The organism is Bacillus sp. MYb56 (assembly GCF_002976445.1).
GTDB classification, from domain to species: Bacteria; Bacillota; Bacilli; order Bacillales; family Bacillaceae_G; genus Bacillus_A; species Bacillus_A mycoides.
In genome coordinates this window covers 151,100-167,035 of the sequence record NZ_PCOH01000006.1, presented here as the reverse complement: position 1 = coordinate 167,035, position 15,936 = coordinate 151,100, and the positions used below count along the sequence as shown (strand labels likewise).

16 protein-coding genes are annotated in these 15,936 nt (G+C 36.5%); 15 read left to right on the top strand and 1 reads right to left on the bottom strand.

Translation table 11 applies throughout. The features are described from left to right. The first annotated feature begins 5 nt into the window (after nt 1-5). Nucleotides 6-662, top strand: a complete 657-nt coding sequence (locus CQ058_RS10395; RefSeq protein ID WP_002015062.1) for a SpoIIIAH-like family protein — start codon at nt 6-8, stop codon at nt 660-662. Between the two features lie 58 nt (nt 663-720). Here CQ058_RS10395 and CQ058_RS10390 read toward each other — a convergent pair whose 3' ends face one another. Next, nucleotides 721-918 (bottom strand): DNA recombination protein RecO, encoded by a 198-nt coding sequence (locus tag CQ058_RS10390; RefSeq protein WP_105589690.1) that lies wholly within the window; start codon nt 916-918, stop codon nt 721-723. 471 nt (nt 919-1,389) lie between these two features. Here CQ058_RS10390 and accB point away from each other — a divergent pair, with 471 nt between their 5' ends. From accB to spo0A, 14 genes are all read left to right on the top strand, one after another. Beyond that, entirely contained in the window at nt 1,390-1,878 is a 489-nt protein-coding gene (gene accB / locus CQ058_RS10385; RefSeq protein WP_002015063.1) for an acetyl-CoA carboxylase biotin carboxyl carrier protein, read from the top strand. Between the two features lie 16 nt (nt 1,879-1,894). After that, nucleotides 1,895-3,247: an acetyl-CoA carboxylase biotin carboxylase subunit gene (accC, locus tag CQ058_RS10380; RefSeq protein ID WP_002015065.1), complete on the top strand. Its 1,353-nt coding sequence runs from the start codon at nt 1,895-1,897 to the stop codon at nt 3,245-3,247. A 22-nt stretch (nt 3,248-3,269) separates the two neighbouring features. Further along, nucleotides 3,270-3,662, top strand: a complete 393-nt coding sequence (locus CQ058_RS10375; protein ID WP_000807630.1) for an Asp23/Gls24 family envelope stress response protein — start codon at nt 3,270-3,272, stop codon at nt 3,660-3,662. A gap of 348 nt (nt 3,663-4,010) precedes the next feature. Then, on the top strand, nt 4,011-4,403 hold the full coding sequence (nusB, locus tag CQ058_RS10370; RefSeq protein WP_002067080.1) for a N utilization substance protein NusB: 393 nt from the start codon (nt 4,011-4,013) through the stop codon (nt 4,401-4,403). Between the two features lie 23 nt (nt 4,404-4,426). Beyond that, nucleotides 4,427-5,287, top strand: a complete 861-nt coding sequence (gene folD, locus CQ058_RS10365) for a bifunctional methylenetetrahydrofolate dehydrogenase/methenyltetrahydrofolate cyclohydrolase FolD (protein WP_105589689.1) — start codon at nt 4,427-4,429, stop codon at nt 5,285-5,287. Nucleotides 5,288-5,313: 26 nt separating this feature from the next. Further along, a complete protein-coding gene (xseA, locus tag CQ058_RS10360) occupies nt 5,314-6,672 on the top strand; it encodes an exodeoxyribonuclease VII large subunit (RefSeq protein WP_002015068.1) in 1,359 nt (452 codons plus the stop codon). After that, on the top strand, nt 6,662-6,892 hold the full coding sequence (gene xseB, locus CQ058_RS10355) for an exodeoxyribonuclease VII small subunit (protein WP_105589688.1): 231 nt from the start codon (nt 6,662-6,664) through the stop codon (nt 6,890-6,892). Before xseA ends, xseB begins: the two co-directional genes overlap by 11 nt. Next, complete coding sequence (gene ispA, locus CQ058_RS10350) at nt 6,892-7,785, top strand: (2E,6E)-farnesyl diphosphate synthase (RefSeq protein WP_002015072.1); 894 nt, start codon at nt 6,892-6,894, stop codon at nt 7,783-7,785. The genes xseB and ispA overlap by 1 nt, the downstream gene beginning before the upstream one ends. A gap of 307 nt (nt 7,786-8,092) precedes the next feature. Next, complete coding sequence (gene dxs / locus CQ058_RS10345) at nt 8,093-9,985, top strand: 1-deoxy-D-xylulose-5-phosphate synthase (RefSeq protein WP_002088566.1); 1,893 nt, start codon at nt 8,093-8,095, stop codon at nt 9,983-9,985. Between the two features lie 3 nt (nt 9,986-9,988). Continuing rightward, nucleotides 9,989-10,828, top strand: a complete 840-nt coding sequence (locus CQ058_RS10340; RefSeq protein WP_105589687.1) for a TlyA family RNA methyltransferase — start codon at nt 9,989-9,991, stop codon at nt 10,826-10,828. A gap of 142 nt (nt 10,829-10,970) precedes the next feature. Further along, nucleotides 10,971-11,420 (top strand): arginine repressor ArgR, encoded by a 450-nt coding sequence (gene argR, locus CQ058_RS10335; RefSeq protein WP_002015076.1) that lies wholly within the window; start codon nt 10,971-10,973, stop codon nt 11,418-11,420. A gap of 270 nt (nt 11,421-11,690) precedes the next feature. Beyond that, nucleotides 11,691-13,430: a DNA repair protein RecN gene (gene recN / locus CQ058_RS10330; RefSeq protein WP_002088564.1), complete on the top strand. Its 1,740-nt coding sequence runs from the start codon at nt 11,691-11,693 to the stop codon at nt 13,428-13,430. Nucleotides 13,431-13,549: 119 nt separating this feature from the next. Continuing rightward, complete coding sequence (gene spoIVB, locus CQ058_RS10325) at nt 13,550-14,842, top strand: SpoIVB peptidase (protein ID WP_002015079.1); 1,293 nt, start codon at nt 13,550-13,552, stop codon at nt 14,840-14,842. A 286-nt stretch (nt 14,843-15,128) separates the two neighbouring features. Beyond that, complete coding sequence (gene spo0A, locus CQ058_RS10315) at nt 15,129-15,923, top strand: sporulation transcription factor Spo0A (protein ID WP_002015081.1); 795 nt, start codon at nt 15,129-15,131, stop codon at nt 15,921-15,923. Nucleotides 15,924-15,936: the final 13 nt, after the last annotated feature.

Sequence of the window (15,936 nt, the reverse complement as noted above, 5' to 3'; positions counted from 1 at the left end):
ATAAAGTGTTAAAAAAACAAACGGTTTGGCTATTAACGATGTTAAGTTTAGTGGTTGTACTATCTGTTTATTACGTAACAACTCCTGATAAAATGAATACAGCAGCACCGGCAACGGGTGAAAAGATGGGACAAGAAAAGCAAGGTGTTGATAAAGCAGTTACAAAAGAAACAACGAAAGAAACTACCAATAAAGAGACAACAAAAGAAAATACAAGCAAGGAAACTACAAATAAAGAAACAGACAAGAAAGAGAATGACAAAAAAGAAACAAGTAAAAAAGAGGCTAGCGTAACAGTTCAATCAAGCGATGAGAATTTTACAGCGCTACGTATGCAAATGGAAGATCAGCGTAGTGTAGAGAAAGAAAAGTTACAAAATGTAATGAAGTCATCAAAATCTTCAGCAGAAGAAAAGAGTAAAGCGAAAGATAATCTTGATGCAATCACTACGATGGAAACGAAGCAACAATTACTTGAGACAGTGATTAAATCTCAAGGCGGATATAAGGATGCTCTTGTAAGAGCTGATGGAACAGACATTAAAGTAACAGTTAAATCGGCAAAGCATTCACAAAAAGAAGCGAATAAAATTATTCAGCTCGTAAGAAGTGAAGGTGGTTCAAAAGATGTAGGTGTGAAATTTGATCCATCAGTAAAATAAATTGAAATTATAATAGGTGTTGCTGCTTCAAATTAGATAAAAGAATAATAGAAAAAAGCTATCGTTTTCGATAGCTTTTTTCTATTTCATCTTTGCAGTTGTATTTAGTATTTTCAATTGGAAACGGGGAAATACGCTGTGAGTAAAAGATTAATGGTTCCTGATGATGTTGATTAGTTTTTCCAGATTTGACGTGAATGAAGAGGACCAATGTCCAAATCACTACGGCAGGCAAGAACAGGATGAGCCATATCATATGTCCGCACCTCACTACAATAAATTTGCTACACTTTGAACATACTATTCTTTTATGAAGGAAGAATGAACGGCGCGTAAACAAAAAAATAATATTTGGTAAAAATATGTTTTTTTACCGTGGATAAAATGAAGAATGCTGAGGGAATTACGTTTTTACACTTTGCAGTTTTGAAAAAGTAAAGAATGTTTTTTAGGAAGTGGTCTTGCCAATTTTGTGTGAAACTTGGTATTATTACTAGGTAATAATTTTTTGGTGGAATAATATTTTTACAGGAGTTTCGATTTATAATAAAGAAATATAAATTGGAATGTTTAAAAAATTTAGCGTAAGATGGGAATAGTAAATATTTCTATTAGTAAATGTCATAGGAATAAATTTTCTAATAGAATACATCGTATTTTTACAGTAAATCAGTTTGATGCCAATCTGTAAAAACGGGACAAACAAGAGTATGGGAGTGGATTTTACATGTTTAAAATTCAAGAAGTTCGTGAATTAATTAAATTAATTGATAGCTCTAATATTGATGAATTTGAATACAAAAAAGACGGTACAACAATCAAAATGAAAAAACGTGGTAATGAAATAGTTACTGTGCAAGCACCGGTAACGAAACAGGTAGTACAGCCAGCAGCATCTGTCGAAGTAGAAACAGCAGTAGCGGCAGCGCAAGTAGAAGCGCCAAAACAAGAAGAGAAGAAAGTTGTTCAAGATGAAAACCTGCATAAAATCACATCACCGATGGTAGGGACATTTTATTCCTCTTCTTCGCCTGATACACCTCAATATGTAAGTGTTGGGGACAGAGTATCGAAAGATTCTATCGTATGTATTGTTGAAGCTATGAAATTATTTAACGAAATTGACGCAGATGTAGAGGGCGAAATTGTTGAGATTCTTGTTAATAACGGACAGCTTGTTGAGTATGGACAACCGCTATTTCTTGTAAAAGCGTAATAAGGGAGTCTTTGTGATGATAAAAAAAGTATTAATAGCCAATCGTGGGGAAATTGCTGTACGAATTATTCGTGCTTGTAAAGAAATGGATATTGAAACAGTTGCAATTTATTCAGAAGCAGACAAAGAGTCACTTCATGTGCAAATTGCAGATGAAGCGTATTGTGTTGGACCAACGATTTCAAAAGAAAGCTATTTAAATTTGACGAACATTATTAGTGTTGCGAAATTAACAGGTTGTGATGCAATTCATCCGGGATATGGATTTTTAGCAGAGAATGCAGATTTTGCAGAATTATGCCGTGAGTGTAACTTGATTTTTATCGGTCCAAGCCCAGAAGCCATTTCAAAGATGGGCACAAAAGACGTTGCACGTGATACAATGAAAGAAGCAGGGGTTCCGATTGTACCAGGTTCACAAGGGATTATTAAAAATACCGAAGAAGCGATCGAGCTTGCTAATCAACTTGGATATCCAGTTATCATTAAAGCGACTGCAGGTGGCGGCGGAAAAGGTATTCGTGTTGCGCGCCATGAAGAAGAGCTTGTAAAAGGAATTCAAATTACACAGCAAGAAGCCAGTACCGCTTTTGGGAACCCTGGTGTATACTTGGAGAAGTACGTTGAAGATTTCCGCCATGTTGAGATTCAAATAATGGCAGATACACATGGAAATGCCATTCATTTAGGAGAGCGTGATTGTACAATTCAGCGCCGTCTGCAAAAACTATTAGAAGAAAGTCCATCACCTGCACTTGATGAGAATATTCGCAAGCAAATGGGTGAGGCAGCAGTTAAAGCGGCGGTAGCGGTTGATTATACAGGTGCTGGTACGGTTGAGTTTATTTATGAATATAAAACGAAAAGCTTTTATTTCATGGAGATGAATACGAGAATCCAAGTTGAACATCCAGTTACTGAAATGGTAACAGGGATGGATTTAATTAAAGAACAAATTCTTGTTGCTTCTGGAGAAAAGTTATCGTTACAGCAAGAAGAAGTACAATTTAATGGTTGGGCAATGGAATGTCGAATTAATGCGGAAAACCCTGCCAAAAAATTTATGCCATCTCCAGGTAAAGTAGAAATGTACTTACCACCAGGCGGATTTGGTATTCGCGTCGATTCAGCTGTATATCCGGGATATTCAATACCACCTTTCTATGATTCGATGGTTGCTAAATTAATTGTTCACGGAAAAACACGTGAAGAGGCAATTGCAAAAATGAAGCGAGCGCTCAGTGAGTTTGTCATTGAAGGCGTACATACAACAATCCCGTTCCATTTGCAATTGCTAGAGCATCCTGATTTTGTAAAAGGTGAGTTTAACACGAAATTTTTGGAAGAGCATGAACTTGTGACGCAGTGATACATTAAAGGAGGTTTTTTTCATGGCTGAACATATGTTAGATATGGGTCAAGATACAACTCTTGGAAAAGTAGAAATTGCACCAGAAGTAATCGAAGTAATTGCAGGTATTGCAGCTGCTGAAGTAGAAGGTGTAGCGGCAATGCGTGGTAATTTTGCTACAGATGTTGTTGAGAAGTTAGGTAAGAAAAATCATGGTAAAGGTGTAAAGGTTGAATTAGCAAACGAAGATATTATTGTTGACCTTTATGTTGTGATGTATTTTGGTGTAGCGATTCCGGTTGTTGCACAAAAAATTCAAGACAATATTCGCCAAGCACTCTTTACAATGACAGGACTTGAGCCAAAAGAAGTGAACGTTCACATCGTTGGCGTAACATTCGAAACACAAAAAACAGAAATCGAACCAGTGTAAGAGTGGAAAAAGGTGCCTAGTAAAATAGGCATCTTTTTTATCGTTTCATTTCTTCACAAATTAAAACCCTCTAATTATTATACTATTTCAAAAAAAAAGAAAAATAAAACGGTATGTTTCATTTTTCCAAAAAACGTACATTGTGATAAGATATGGAACTTGAAGTTAATCTTTTTATTATTTTTCAGCCTTGTACCCCGTGTGTGAAACGATAAATTGTGTTATTATCATTGTATTATAAGGTTGGAAAATCAATGAAAACTGCAAGAGTAAGTGAATTGACGGCTTATAAATTATAATAATATAACAAAACATAAGGAAAGACTTGAAGTATAAAGGAGAGTTACAATGAAACGTAGGACGGCTAGAGAAAGAGCAATGCAAGCATTATACCAAATGGATATTACAGGTGAATTAGAACCGAAAGTAGCGGTGGAAAATACGCTAGATGAAGGCGAAGAAACAAATGAGTTTCTAGAATCACTTGTTGTAGGATTTGTAGACAACAAAGAAGAAATTGACGCAGCAATTCGTCAAAATTTAAAAAAGTGGAAGCTTGAGCGTATTAGTATTGTTGATCGCAGTATTTTACGTGTAGCTGTGTGTGAGATGAAATACATGGAAGAAATTCCGCACAATGTAACAATTAACGAAGCAATTGAAATCGCAAAAACATTTGGGGATGAGGAATCTCGTCGTTTTATTAACGGCGTTTTATCTAATATAAAAGATACACTGTAATTTCTTTAAGGGGGAAACTTAAAATGGTAGCAGTAATCATCAAAGGAAATGAAGTTGCGGAGAAAAAACGAGCACAATTAAAAGAAAAAGTTGTGAAGTTAAAAGAGCAAGGGATTGTACCAGGATTAGCAGTTATTTTAGTTGGAGAAGATCCAGCATCTCGTTCTTATGTAAAAGGAAAAGAAAAAGGCTGTGAGCAAGTAGGAATCTATTCAGAGCTAATTGAACTTCCTGAAACGATTACTGAGGAGCGTTTGCTTGCTGAAATCGATCGCTTAAATGGAGACGACCGCATTAATGGCATATTGGTACAATTACCTTTACCAAAACATATTGAAGAAAAAGCTATCATTGAAAGAATTTCACCGGAAAAGGATGTAGATGGATTTCACCCAATCAGCGTAGGACGTATGATGACGGGACAAGACACATTCCTTCCATGTACACCGCATGGCATTTTAGAATTAGTAAAAGAAACGAATCTTGATATTTCTGGAAAGCATGTTGTTGTAATTGGAAGAAGTAATATTGTTGGTAAACCAGTGGGGCAACTGTTTTTAAATGAAAATGCAACTGTCACATATTGTCATTCTAAGACGCAAAATATAAAAGAATTATCGAAGTTAGCTGATGTTTTAATCGTAGCCGTTGGACGACCGAAAATGGTAACAGCTGACTATATTAAAGAGGGTGCGGTTGTAATTGATGTTGGTGTTAACCGTTTAGAAACAGGCAAACTTTGTGGTGATGTTGATTTTGACAATGTATTAGACGTTGCAGGTTACATTACGCCTGTGCCAAAAGGAGTCGGCCCAATGACTATTACAATGCTTCTTCACAACACTGTGGAGTCTGCAAAGCGTGCAGGTGTTGTTTGTCAATAATTTGAATCGGCTATGAGGAGAGAGAAATGGAGAAACAATATTTAACCGTTACAGCATTAACACGCTATATTAAAACAAAAATAGAGTATGATCCGCATTTACAGTCTGTTTGGTTAAAAGGAGAAATTTCCAACTTTAAATATCATAGTCGTGGTCATATGTATTTTACATTGAAAGATGAAAATGCAAGAATTGCAGCGGTTATGTTTGCGGGTCATAATCGTAACATTAAATTCAGGCCGGAAAATGGAATGAAAGTACTTGTAAAAGGAAAGATTTCTGTTTACGAGGCGAGTGGTTCTTATCAAATTTATATTCAAGACATGCAGCCTGACGGAATTGGAAACTTGCATTTAGCTTATGAGCAATTAAAAGTTCGTTTAGAGGAAGAGGGCTTGTTTTCTCAAGTTTATAAAAAAATAATTCCTCCGTATGCTAAAACAATAGGTGTAATCACGTCGCCAACAGGAGCAGCAATTCGCGATATTATAACAACAATTAAACGTCGTTATCCAATTGGAAATGTTATTGTGTTTCCTGTACTTGTACAAGGGGAGTCAGCAGCTCCCTCGATTGTACAAGCAATTCGTACAGCGAATGAAATGGGAGATATTGATGTTTTAATTGTTGGACGTGGTGGAGGCTCTATTGAAGAATTATGGGCCTTTAATGAGGAAGTAGTTGCAAGAGAAATTTTCACAAGTGAGATTCCGATTATTTCGGCTGTAGGCCATGAAACAGATTTTACAATCGCAGATTTTGTCGCGGATTTACGTGCACCAACACCGACTGCAGCAGCTGAGCTGGCGGTACCTAATACTATAGAGTTACAAGAAAAGGTATTACAAAGAACTCTGAGATTGCAAAGAGCAATGAGAGAGAGAGTACATAAAAAAGAAGAAAAACTGCAAGTGTTACAAAAATCTTATGCGTTCCGTTATCCAAGGCAAGTGTACGAGCAAAAAGAAGAGCAGTTAGACAGGGCTCTTGAACAACTTGTTTTAGCGAAAGAGCGTTATATAGATAAAAAAGTAAATCAATTAAAGCAACTTTCATTTTATTTAGAAAAGCACCACCCATCTCAAAAAATTATACAAACGAAAACGGCAATTGAAACGTTGCAAAAGCAGTTGCAACGTGAAATGCAAACATTACTTCAAACGAAGGAGTTCGTATTTGTGAGAGCGGCTCAAAAGCTTGAGGTATTAAGCCCGCTTAAAGTAATGATGAGAGGGTATGGGCTTGTATACGATGAAGAGAAACAAGTATTAAAAAGCGTGAAAGATGTTAGCCTTGGAGATGCTGTTTCGGTTCAATTACAAGATGGAATACTAGATTGTAGCGTATCAAGCATAGAGGAGCGTGAATTGAATAATGGAAAATAAGTTAAGCTTTGAAGAAGCAATTTCGCAGCTTGAGCATCTCGTTTCTAAGCTTGAACAAGGTGATGTACCTTTAGATGAAGCAATTTCTTATTTTAAGGAAGGCATGGAATTATCTAAGCTTTGTGATGAGAAATTGAAAGATGTACAAGAACAAATGGCAGTTATCCTTGGGGAAGATGGAGAGCTTAAACCGTTTACTGCTTTAGGAGATGAAGCATAGTGACACATATAGCTTTTGATGCTTTTTTGAAAGAGAGTAAAACTTTCGTAGAAGAAAAGCTTGTAAGCTATGCAAATGAATTACAATGTCCAAATGTGCTTCGTGAAGCGATGGCATATTCTTTGGAAGCGGGTGGGAAACGTCTCCGCCCGTTACTTTTATTTGCAACGTTACAAGCGTTTGGGAAAGAAAGAAATCTTGGAGTGGGTGCAGCTTGTGCCCTTGAAATGATTCATACATATTCGTTAATTCATGATGATTTACCTTGTATGGATGATGATGATCTAAGACGAGGAAAGCCTACAAATCATAAAGTATTTGGTGAAGCAATGGCAGTTTTAGCGGGAGATGGTTTGTTGACATATGCTTTTCAAGTTATTATGGCATATGAGCAAAAAGAAATCTCTGCTGAAAAAAAAGTAAGACTTGTACTTGAGCTTGCGAAAGCAGCAGGACCTGAAGGAATGGTTGCTGGACAAGTGGCAGATATGGAAGCTGAAGGAAAACGACTTACAATTAATGAATTAGAGTACATTCATAATCATAAGACAGGTAAACTGCTTGAGTTTGCTGTACTTGCAGGCGCGATACTTTCTGATGCTACAGAAGAGCAAGAAGAGAAGTTACTTGCATTTGCGAAATATATCGGTCTAGCTTTCCAAATTAGAGATGATATTTTGGATGTAGAAGGAACAGAAGAAGAGATTGGAAAACCGATTGGTAGTGATGCTTCCAACGAGAAGAGCACATATACGACGTTATTTACTGTAGATAGAGCAAAATCTATTTTAGAGGAGAAAATTGCGAAAGCAAAAGATTCTATTAGCTCCTTACAATTACAAGATGAATATTTACTATCTATTTGTGATTTAATCGCAAAACGTAATAACTAATATAACAGCGTTTCCATTTGTTGAGTCATTCATCATTTTATGATATAAATGTAGGAAAGGTTTTTCTTTTCTTGTTATTGGCAAAAATATATGTAGATTACATTGCCGTTATCACTTCGTGTTAGCGGCTATTTTTTTCATCACGTAAAGAAATATGATGTATAATATGATAAGTGAAAAAATGGAAGTGTTTTCTGAAAGCAGGACAAGATAAAAAGAATAGAAAAGATAATTTCTTGTGTTGTGTAAATGTTTCTTATAATATTTGACATGTTGACAGATTATGAAATGAAAGTGAGTGATCCATGTGGATCTAACGCAAATTCAAAACCCTAGTTTTTTGAAAGATATGTCTATCAGTGAACTAGAGGGGTTGAGTGAGGATATTCGTAAGTTTTTAATTGAAGAGCTCTCTCAAACAGGTGGACATATTGCACCTAATTTAGGTGTAGTAGAACTCACAATTGCTCTGCATAAATTATTTGATAGTCCGAAAGATAAGTTTTTATGGGACGTAGGACATCAATCCTATGTACATAAAATTTTAACAGGGCGTGCGAAAGAATTCGGCACATTAAGGCAATACCAAGGTCTATGTGGTTTTCCAAAACGCTGCGAGAGTGAGCATGATGTTTGGGAAACTGGTCATAGTTCGACATCGTTATCTGCTGCAATGGGAATGGCTCTAGCACGTGATTTAAAGAAAACGGAAGAATACGTTATACCAATCATTGGCGATGGTGCATTAACAGGCGGAATGGCTTTAGAGGCATTGAACCACATTGGGCATGAAAAAACGGACATGATTGTTATTTTGAATGACAATGAAATGTCAATTGCACCAAACGTCGGTGCACTTCATAATGTACTTGGTCGTTTACGTACCGCAGGGAAGTACCATTGGGTAAAAGATGAACTAGAGTATATATTGAAGAAAATCCCAGCAGTCGGCGGGAAAGTTGCTGCGACAGCAGAGAAAATAAAAGATAGTCTAAAATATTTACTAGTATCAGGCGTCTTTTTTGAAGAATTAGGCTTTACATATTTAGGTCCGGTCGATGGGCATGATTATGAAAAGTTATTCGAAACGTTGCAATATGCAAAGAAAACAAAAGGCCCAGTACTTGTTCATGTTATTACGAAAAAAGGAAAAGGTTATAAACCAGCTGAAAGTGACGTTATTGGAACTTGGCATGGAACAGGATCGTATAAAATTGAGTCAGGTGACTTCGTTAAACCGAAAGAAGTTGCACCAGCATGGAGTGCTGTTGTTAGTGAAACAGTGCTTAAGCTAGCGAGAACGGATGAACGTATCGTTGCAATTACGCCTGCAATGCCTGTTGGATCGAAACTTGAGAAATTCCAAAAAGAATTTCCGGATCGCATGATTGATGTAGGTATTGCAGAGCAGCATGCTACAACAATGGCAGCTGGTATGGCAACACAAGGGATGAAGCCGTTCTTAGCAATTTATTCAACATTTTTACAAAGAGCATATGACCAAGTTGTTCATGATATTTGTCGCCAAAATTTAAATGTTTTCATTGGAATAGATCGCTCTGGATTAGTAGGAGCAGACGGTGAAACGCATCAAGGTGTATTTGACATCGCGTTTTTACGTCACTTGCCGAATATGGTGCTTATGATGCCGAAAGATGAAAATGAAGGTCAACATTTAGTATATACAGCGATGCAATACGAAGATGGACCGATTGCTTTACGTTATGCACGCGGAAATGGACTTGGCGTTCAAATGGATGAAGAATTAAAGGCGATTCCAATCGGTACATGGGAAACGTTAAAAGAAGGCACACAAGCAGCAATTTTAACGTTTGGTACGACAATCCCGATGGCAATGGAAGCAGCTGAGCGTCTTGAACAAGCTGGAGTATCAGTGAAAGTAGTGAATGCTCGCTTTATTAAGCCGATGGACGAAGCATATTTACATGAGCTTTTAGGGAAAAATATACCGATTTTAACGATTGAAGAGGCTTGTTTAATCGGTGGCTTTGGAACGGGAGTAGTTGAATTTGCTTCTGAGAACGGATACCATAGTGCTTTAATTGAACGAATGGGTATTCCTGATCGCTTCATAGAGCATGGTAGTGTAACAAAACTGTTAGAAGAAATTGGTTTAACAACAGATGCTGTTGTAGACCGTATTCATACAATGATTCCATCAAAACAAAAAAGGGCGTAACAAATGAGCGTAAAAAAAGAAAGAGTAGATGTACTATTAGTAGAGCGAGGACTTATAGAAACGCGTGAGAAGGCTAAACGTGCTGTTATGGCAGGTCTTGTATATGCGAATGAAATGAGACTCGATAAGCCAGGGGAGAAAATCTTACAAGATACGGAGATTACGGTGAAAGGGCAAGTCATGCCGTATGTAAGCCGTGGTGGTTATAAGCTTGAAAAGGCATTAGAAACATTTCAACTTGATTTACAAGATAAGGTTATGATAGATATTGGTTCATCAACTGGTGGTTTTACAGACTGTGCGCTTCAAAATGGGGCGAAGTTATCCTACGCATTAGATGTAGGATATAATCAACTTGCGTGGAAATTGCGTCAAGATGAGCGTGTTGTTGTGATGGAACGAACGAACTTCCGTTACGTGACACCGGCAGATTTAGAGCGTGGTTTACCGCAGTTTGCAAGTATTGATGTTTCATTTATATCATTAAGGCTTATATTGCCGGTTTTAAAAACAATGCTTATGCCAAATGGTGATGTAGCTGCATTGATTAAACCTCAGTTTGAAGCTGGACGAGAACAAGTCGGGAAAAAAGGCATTGTTCGTGATAGAAAAGTACATGAAGCTGTCGTGGAAATGATTGTCGATTTTGCTCTTAAGGAAGGCTATAATATCGAAGGTTTAACATTCTCACCAATTACAGGCGGGGATGGAAATATTGAATTTTTAATTCATCTAAAGTGGCACGGTGAGCGTGAGAATGGCGAAAATCATTCTCCGGTTTCTATTGAGCAAGTTGTTACAGAAGCACATGATGTTCTAAAACAAAAAGGGAAAGGGGAATAACATATGTTGTTCCTCTTTTTGTTGTAATCGTATAATGATTGTAAAAACAATTGTGTACAAGTAATGGATTATACGGTAACATAAATAAATGAAGTATACCAATGTTTAAACTATGGTAAGAGATAGTGTGAGGTGCAAATGTATGAATAAAGGTCAGCGCCATATTAAAATCAGGGAAATTATTGCTAACAAAGAAATTGAAACACAAGATGAACTAGTTGATATTTTACGTAATGTGGGGTTTAATGTAACGCAAGCAACAGTATCGCGCGATATTAAAGAACTGCACTTAGTGAAGGTGCCATTACATGATGGCCGCTATAAATATAGCTTGCCAGCAGATCAACGATTTAATCCGTTGCAAAAATTAAAACGAAATCTAGTGGATTCATTTGTAAAATTAGACACGGCAGGACATATGCTTGTGCTAAAAACATTGCCTGGTAACGCTCATTCACTTGGGGCACTCATTGATCATTTAGAGTGGGATGAGATCGTCGGAACCATTTGTGGTGATGATACTTGCTTAATTATTTGCCGTACACCTGAAGATACAGGTGTTGTCTCTGATCGTTTCTTAAATATGCTTTAACAGAAAAATCTTGTTTACTTTCCTCTGTAAAGTGGAAAGTAAACAAGATATTTTTATTGGCGAAAAATACGGATTTTCAAATACAATACATTATTTTTTTTGAATGAAGTTAGAAAATAGGTGGATTGACCCGTAAAACGAATGTTTGGTACAATGGAGCGGGTTAGAAGAGTAATTTATACATACAAACATATAGTATAACTATTTGAATGAAGAATACTGAGAAAAGCCCTTAATAGGGGATTAGTTTATAACGAGGTGAATGGGGCATTGTTATCGGAATTATCGATCAGAAACTTTGCTATTATTGAGGCATTAAATATTTCTTTTCAAAAAGGTTTAACCGTTTTAAGTGGTGAAACAGGAGCTGGAAAATCCATTATTATTGATGCAATTAGTTTGCTTGTTGGTGGCCGTGGTTCAGCAGAATTTGTTCGATATGGAACAGAAAAGGCTGAGATAGAAGGCTTATTCTATGTAGAAGATGACAAGCATCCATGTATCGCAAAGGCAGAAGAGTTAGATATAGAAATAGAAGATGGCATGATTATTTTGAAGCGTGACATCGCTGCGAACGGAAAAAGTGTCTGTCGTGTAAATGGGAAACTTGTTACACTCAGCATATTAAAAGAGATTGGAAAAACGCTAGTTGATATTCATGGACAGCATGAAACACAAGATTTAATGAATGAAGAGCGTCATATGTTTATGCTTGATCATTTTGATGGAAATCGCATTGTTAAACAATTGGGCATATATCAAAATGTATATACAGACTATGAGAAGTTAAAAAAACAGCTGAAATCTTTAAGTGAAAATGAACAACAAATGGCCCATCGTCTAGATTTAATTCAATTCCAACATGAAGAAATTCGTAAGGCGGATTTAAAAATGGATGAAGAATATGAATTGACTGAGGAACGATTAAAAATCTCCAATTTTGAAAAGATTTATAAAGCATTAGGAGATGCGTATCGTTCGTTAAGTGGAGACGGACAGGGATTGGATCACGTAAGAAATGCAATGGGACAAATGGAGAGTATTACGCACTTAGATGAAGCGTATCAAGAAAATCATGATTCTATTGCGAATAGTTATTACTTATTAGAAGAAGTTGCATACCAGCTTAGAGAAAAATTAGATATGATGGAATATGATCCGAAACGTCTAGATGAAATTGAAACACGTTTGAATGAAATCCGTATGTTAAAGAGAAAGTATGGAAATACTGTAGAAGAGATTTTAGCGTATGCTGATAAAATTGAACAAGAAATTTTTACGATTGAAAATAAAGACGTACATATTGAAACGACGAGAAAGCAGTTAACGAAATTAGAAGGTGTTATTGTAAAAGAAGCAACGTTGTTAAGTACTATGCGTCATGAGCTTGCAGATCATCTTACAAGCGCTATTCATCAAGAATTAAAAGAACTATATATGGAAAAAACGAAATTTGAAGTGAGAATTATGAAGAGGGTAGGAAATGTAGAAGAACCTCTCGTGGAAGGAACACCGGTAAAACTTACGGCGGATGGCTACGATCATGTGGAATTTTATATTTCAACGAATCCGGGTGAACCGTTAAAGCCACTTTCAAAGGTCGCTTCTGGCGGAGAGTTATCTCGTATTATTTTAGCTTTAAAAAGCATTTTTTCTAAGCATCAAGGTGTTGCATCTGTTATTTTTGATGAAGTGGATACGGGTGTGAGTGGTCGGGTTGCACAGGCTATTGCGGAAAAAATTTATCGTGTATCAGTAAACTCGCAAGTACTTTGTATTACGCACTTACCTCAAGTAGCTTCAATGGCGGACTCTCATTTATTTATTAGAAAACAAGTGGCGAATGATCGTACGATTACATCGGTTACTGTGTTAAGTACGGATGAAAAAGTAACAGAAATTGCTCGAATGATTTCTGGTGTTGAAATTACAGATTTAACGACAGAGCATGCGAAAGAGTTACTTACGCAAGCGCATCATTTCAAACAGACAGCAGAGGCTATCCAGTAATGGATAGCTTTTTTTTCTCAAATGACGATTTCTTAATTCTTCCGGTTATAAATAAAGCGCTGCAAGGAGAGATTAAAAAGTGAAGCCAAGAGGCTGAATGTGGGGTAGGAGCGAGGAGAGTGAACAAATTGAAATTAGAAAGATTTCGAAAAATAATAGGTCTTTGTCTCCTTGTTTCTCTAGTTTTTATTGGATGTTTTAAACCGCTTCGAACGTTTATTTCATCTCCGAAGCAACTTGTTGTTTTTGAAGGACAACAATCAGAAATAGCATCATTACCAGTTTTTAAGGCTGCATCTACAAATCGTAATGTGTTTACTGTAAGTTCAAATGAACAAGAACTTATGGTAAATTCTCACCAAAATGGTGAAGCTGATATGGTGTTTCAACTTGCTGGATTTCCAGTGAAAAAAGTAAATGTGAAAGTATTAAAAGATTTTAAAGTTATTCCAGGTGGACAATCGATTGGTGTAAAATTGAACACAAAAGGTGTACTTGTTGTAGGCCATCATTTAATTCAAACTGAAAAGGGTAAAGTATCTCCTGGTGAAACAGCTGGTGTACAGATTGGAGATATGATTACTGAAATCAATGGTAAAACAATTGAAAGAATGAGTGATGTAGCACCATTTATTCATAATAGTGGAGAAACAGGTGAACCGCTTAATCTTGTTTTATTAAGAGATGGAAAATATATTCGTGCTAAGCTAACACCACAAAAAGACAATGGTGAATCCTCTTACCGAATTGGACTGTATATTCGTGATTCAGCAGCTGGTATCGGAACGATGACATTTGTACATCCAGATTCTATGAAATATGGAGCGCTTGGTCATGTAATTTCCGATAATGATACAAAAAAGCCAATTCAAGTAGAAGATGGACAAATTATGCGTTCGACAGTAACGTCTATTGAAAGAGGAAGTCACGGGAACCCGGGAGAAAAATTAGCAAGATTTTCACCGGATCGTGAAGTGATTGGTAATATTACAATAAATAGCCCGTATGGTATTTTTGGGAAATTAAACACAGATATGACAAACGGCATAATGGATAAAGCAATGCCTATCGCATTATCCCATCAAGTAAAAGAAGGGCCAGCGAAAATATTAACAGTTATTGATCAAGATAAGGTGGAAGCGTTTGATATTGAAGTTGTTAGTACGGTACCACAAAAGTTCCCGGCTACAAAAGGTATGGTTATAAAAGTGACAGATAAACGTTTACTAGCAAAAACGGGTGGTATTGTACAAGGAATGAGTGGAAGTCCGATTGTACAAAATGGGAAAGTAATTGGTGCGGTTACACATGTATTTGTAAATGATCCAACGTCAGGATACGGTGTTCATATTGAATGGATGTTACATGAGGCTGGAATTAATATTTATGATCAAGAGAAAAAAGCGAGCTAATACATATTAGCTCGCTTTTCTTTTGAAAAATTCGTTGAAATTTTGTAAAAGCTCCGCAAGAGCTGTTTTTTGTTGTAAGATATAAGCAAAGGGTTGAACGTTTCGCTGTAATTCTATGATGGAATGTGTTGCGAAAGTAAAAAAATGAACGATAAACATATTTTTTTGTGATTTTATCGGAAAGTAAGAAACTTTAAAGGGAATTTTCACACAATTGTCGAACAATTCATGTAGCCTAGAAGCTTACACATGTCGGAAGAATCGATTCGGTAAGGGAGGAAAAACTGTGGAGAAAATTAAAGTATGTCTTGTGGATGATAATAAAGAATTGGTATCGATGCTAGAGAGTTATGTTGCTGCCCAAGATGATATGGAAGTTATCGGAATTGCTTACAATGGTCAAGAATGTTTAAACTTATTGAAAGAAAAGCAGCCTGATATACTCGTTTTAGACATTATTATGCCACATTTAGATGGTCTAGCTGTGCTAGAGAAAATGCGACATATTGAAAGGTTAAGACAACCTAGCGTTATTATGTTGACAGCATTCGGACAAGAAGATGTGACGAAAAAAGCGGTTGATTTAGGGGCATCATATTTCATATTAAAACCATTTGATATGGAGAATTTAACAAGTCATATTCGTCAAGTTAGTGGTAAGGAAAGTGCTACTATTAAACGTCCATTACCATCTTTCCGATCAGCAACAACGATAGATGGAAAACCGAAAAACTTAGATGCGAGTATTACAAGTATCATTCATGAAATTGGTGTACCCGCTCATATTAAAGGGTACATGTACTTACGAGAAGCAATCTCTATGGTGTACAATGATATCGAATTACTAGGATCTATTACGAAAGTATTATATCCAGATATTGCAAAGAAATATAATACAACAGCAAGCCGTGTCGAGCGCGCAATCCGTCACGCAATTGAAGTAGCTTGGAGCCGTGGGAATATTGATTCTATTTCGTCCTTATTTGGTTATACTGTATCCATGTCAAAAGCAAAACCTACGAATTCCGAGTTCATCGCAATGGTTGCGGATAAGCTAAGACTTGAACATAAGGCTAGCTGAGATTAGTATATTC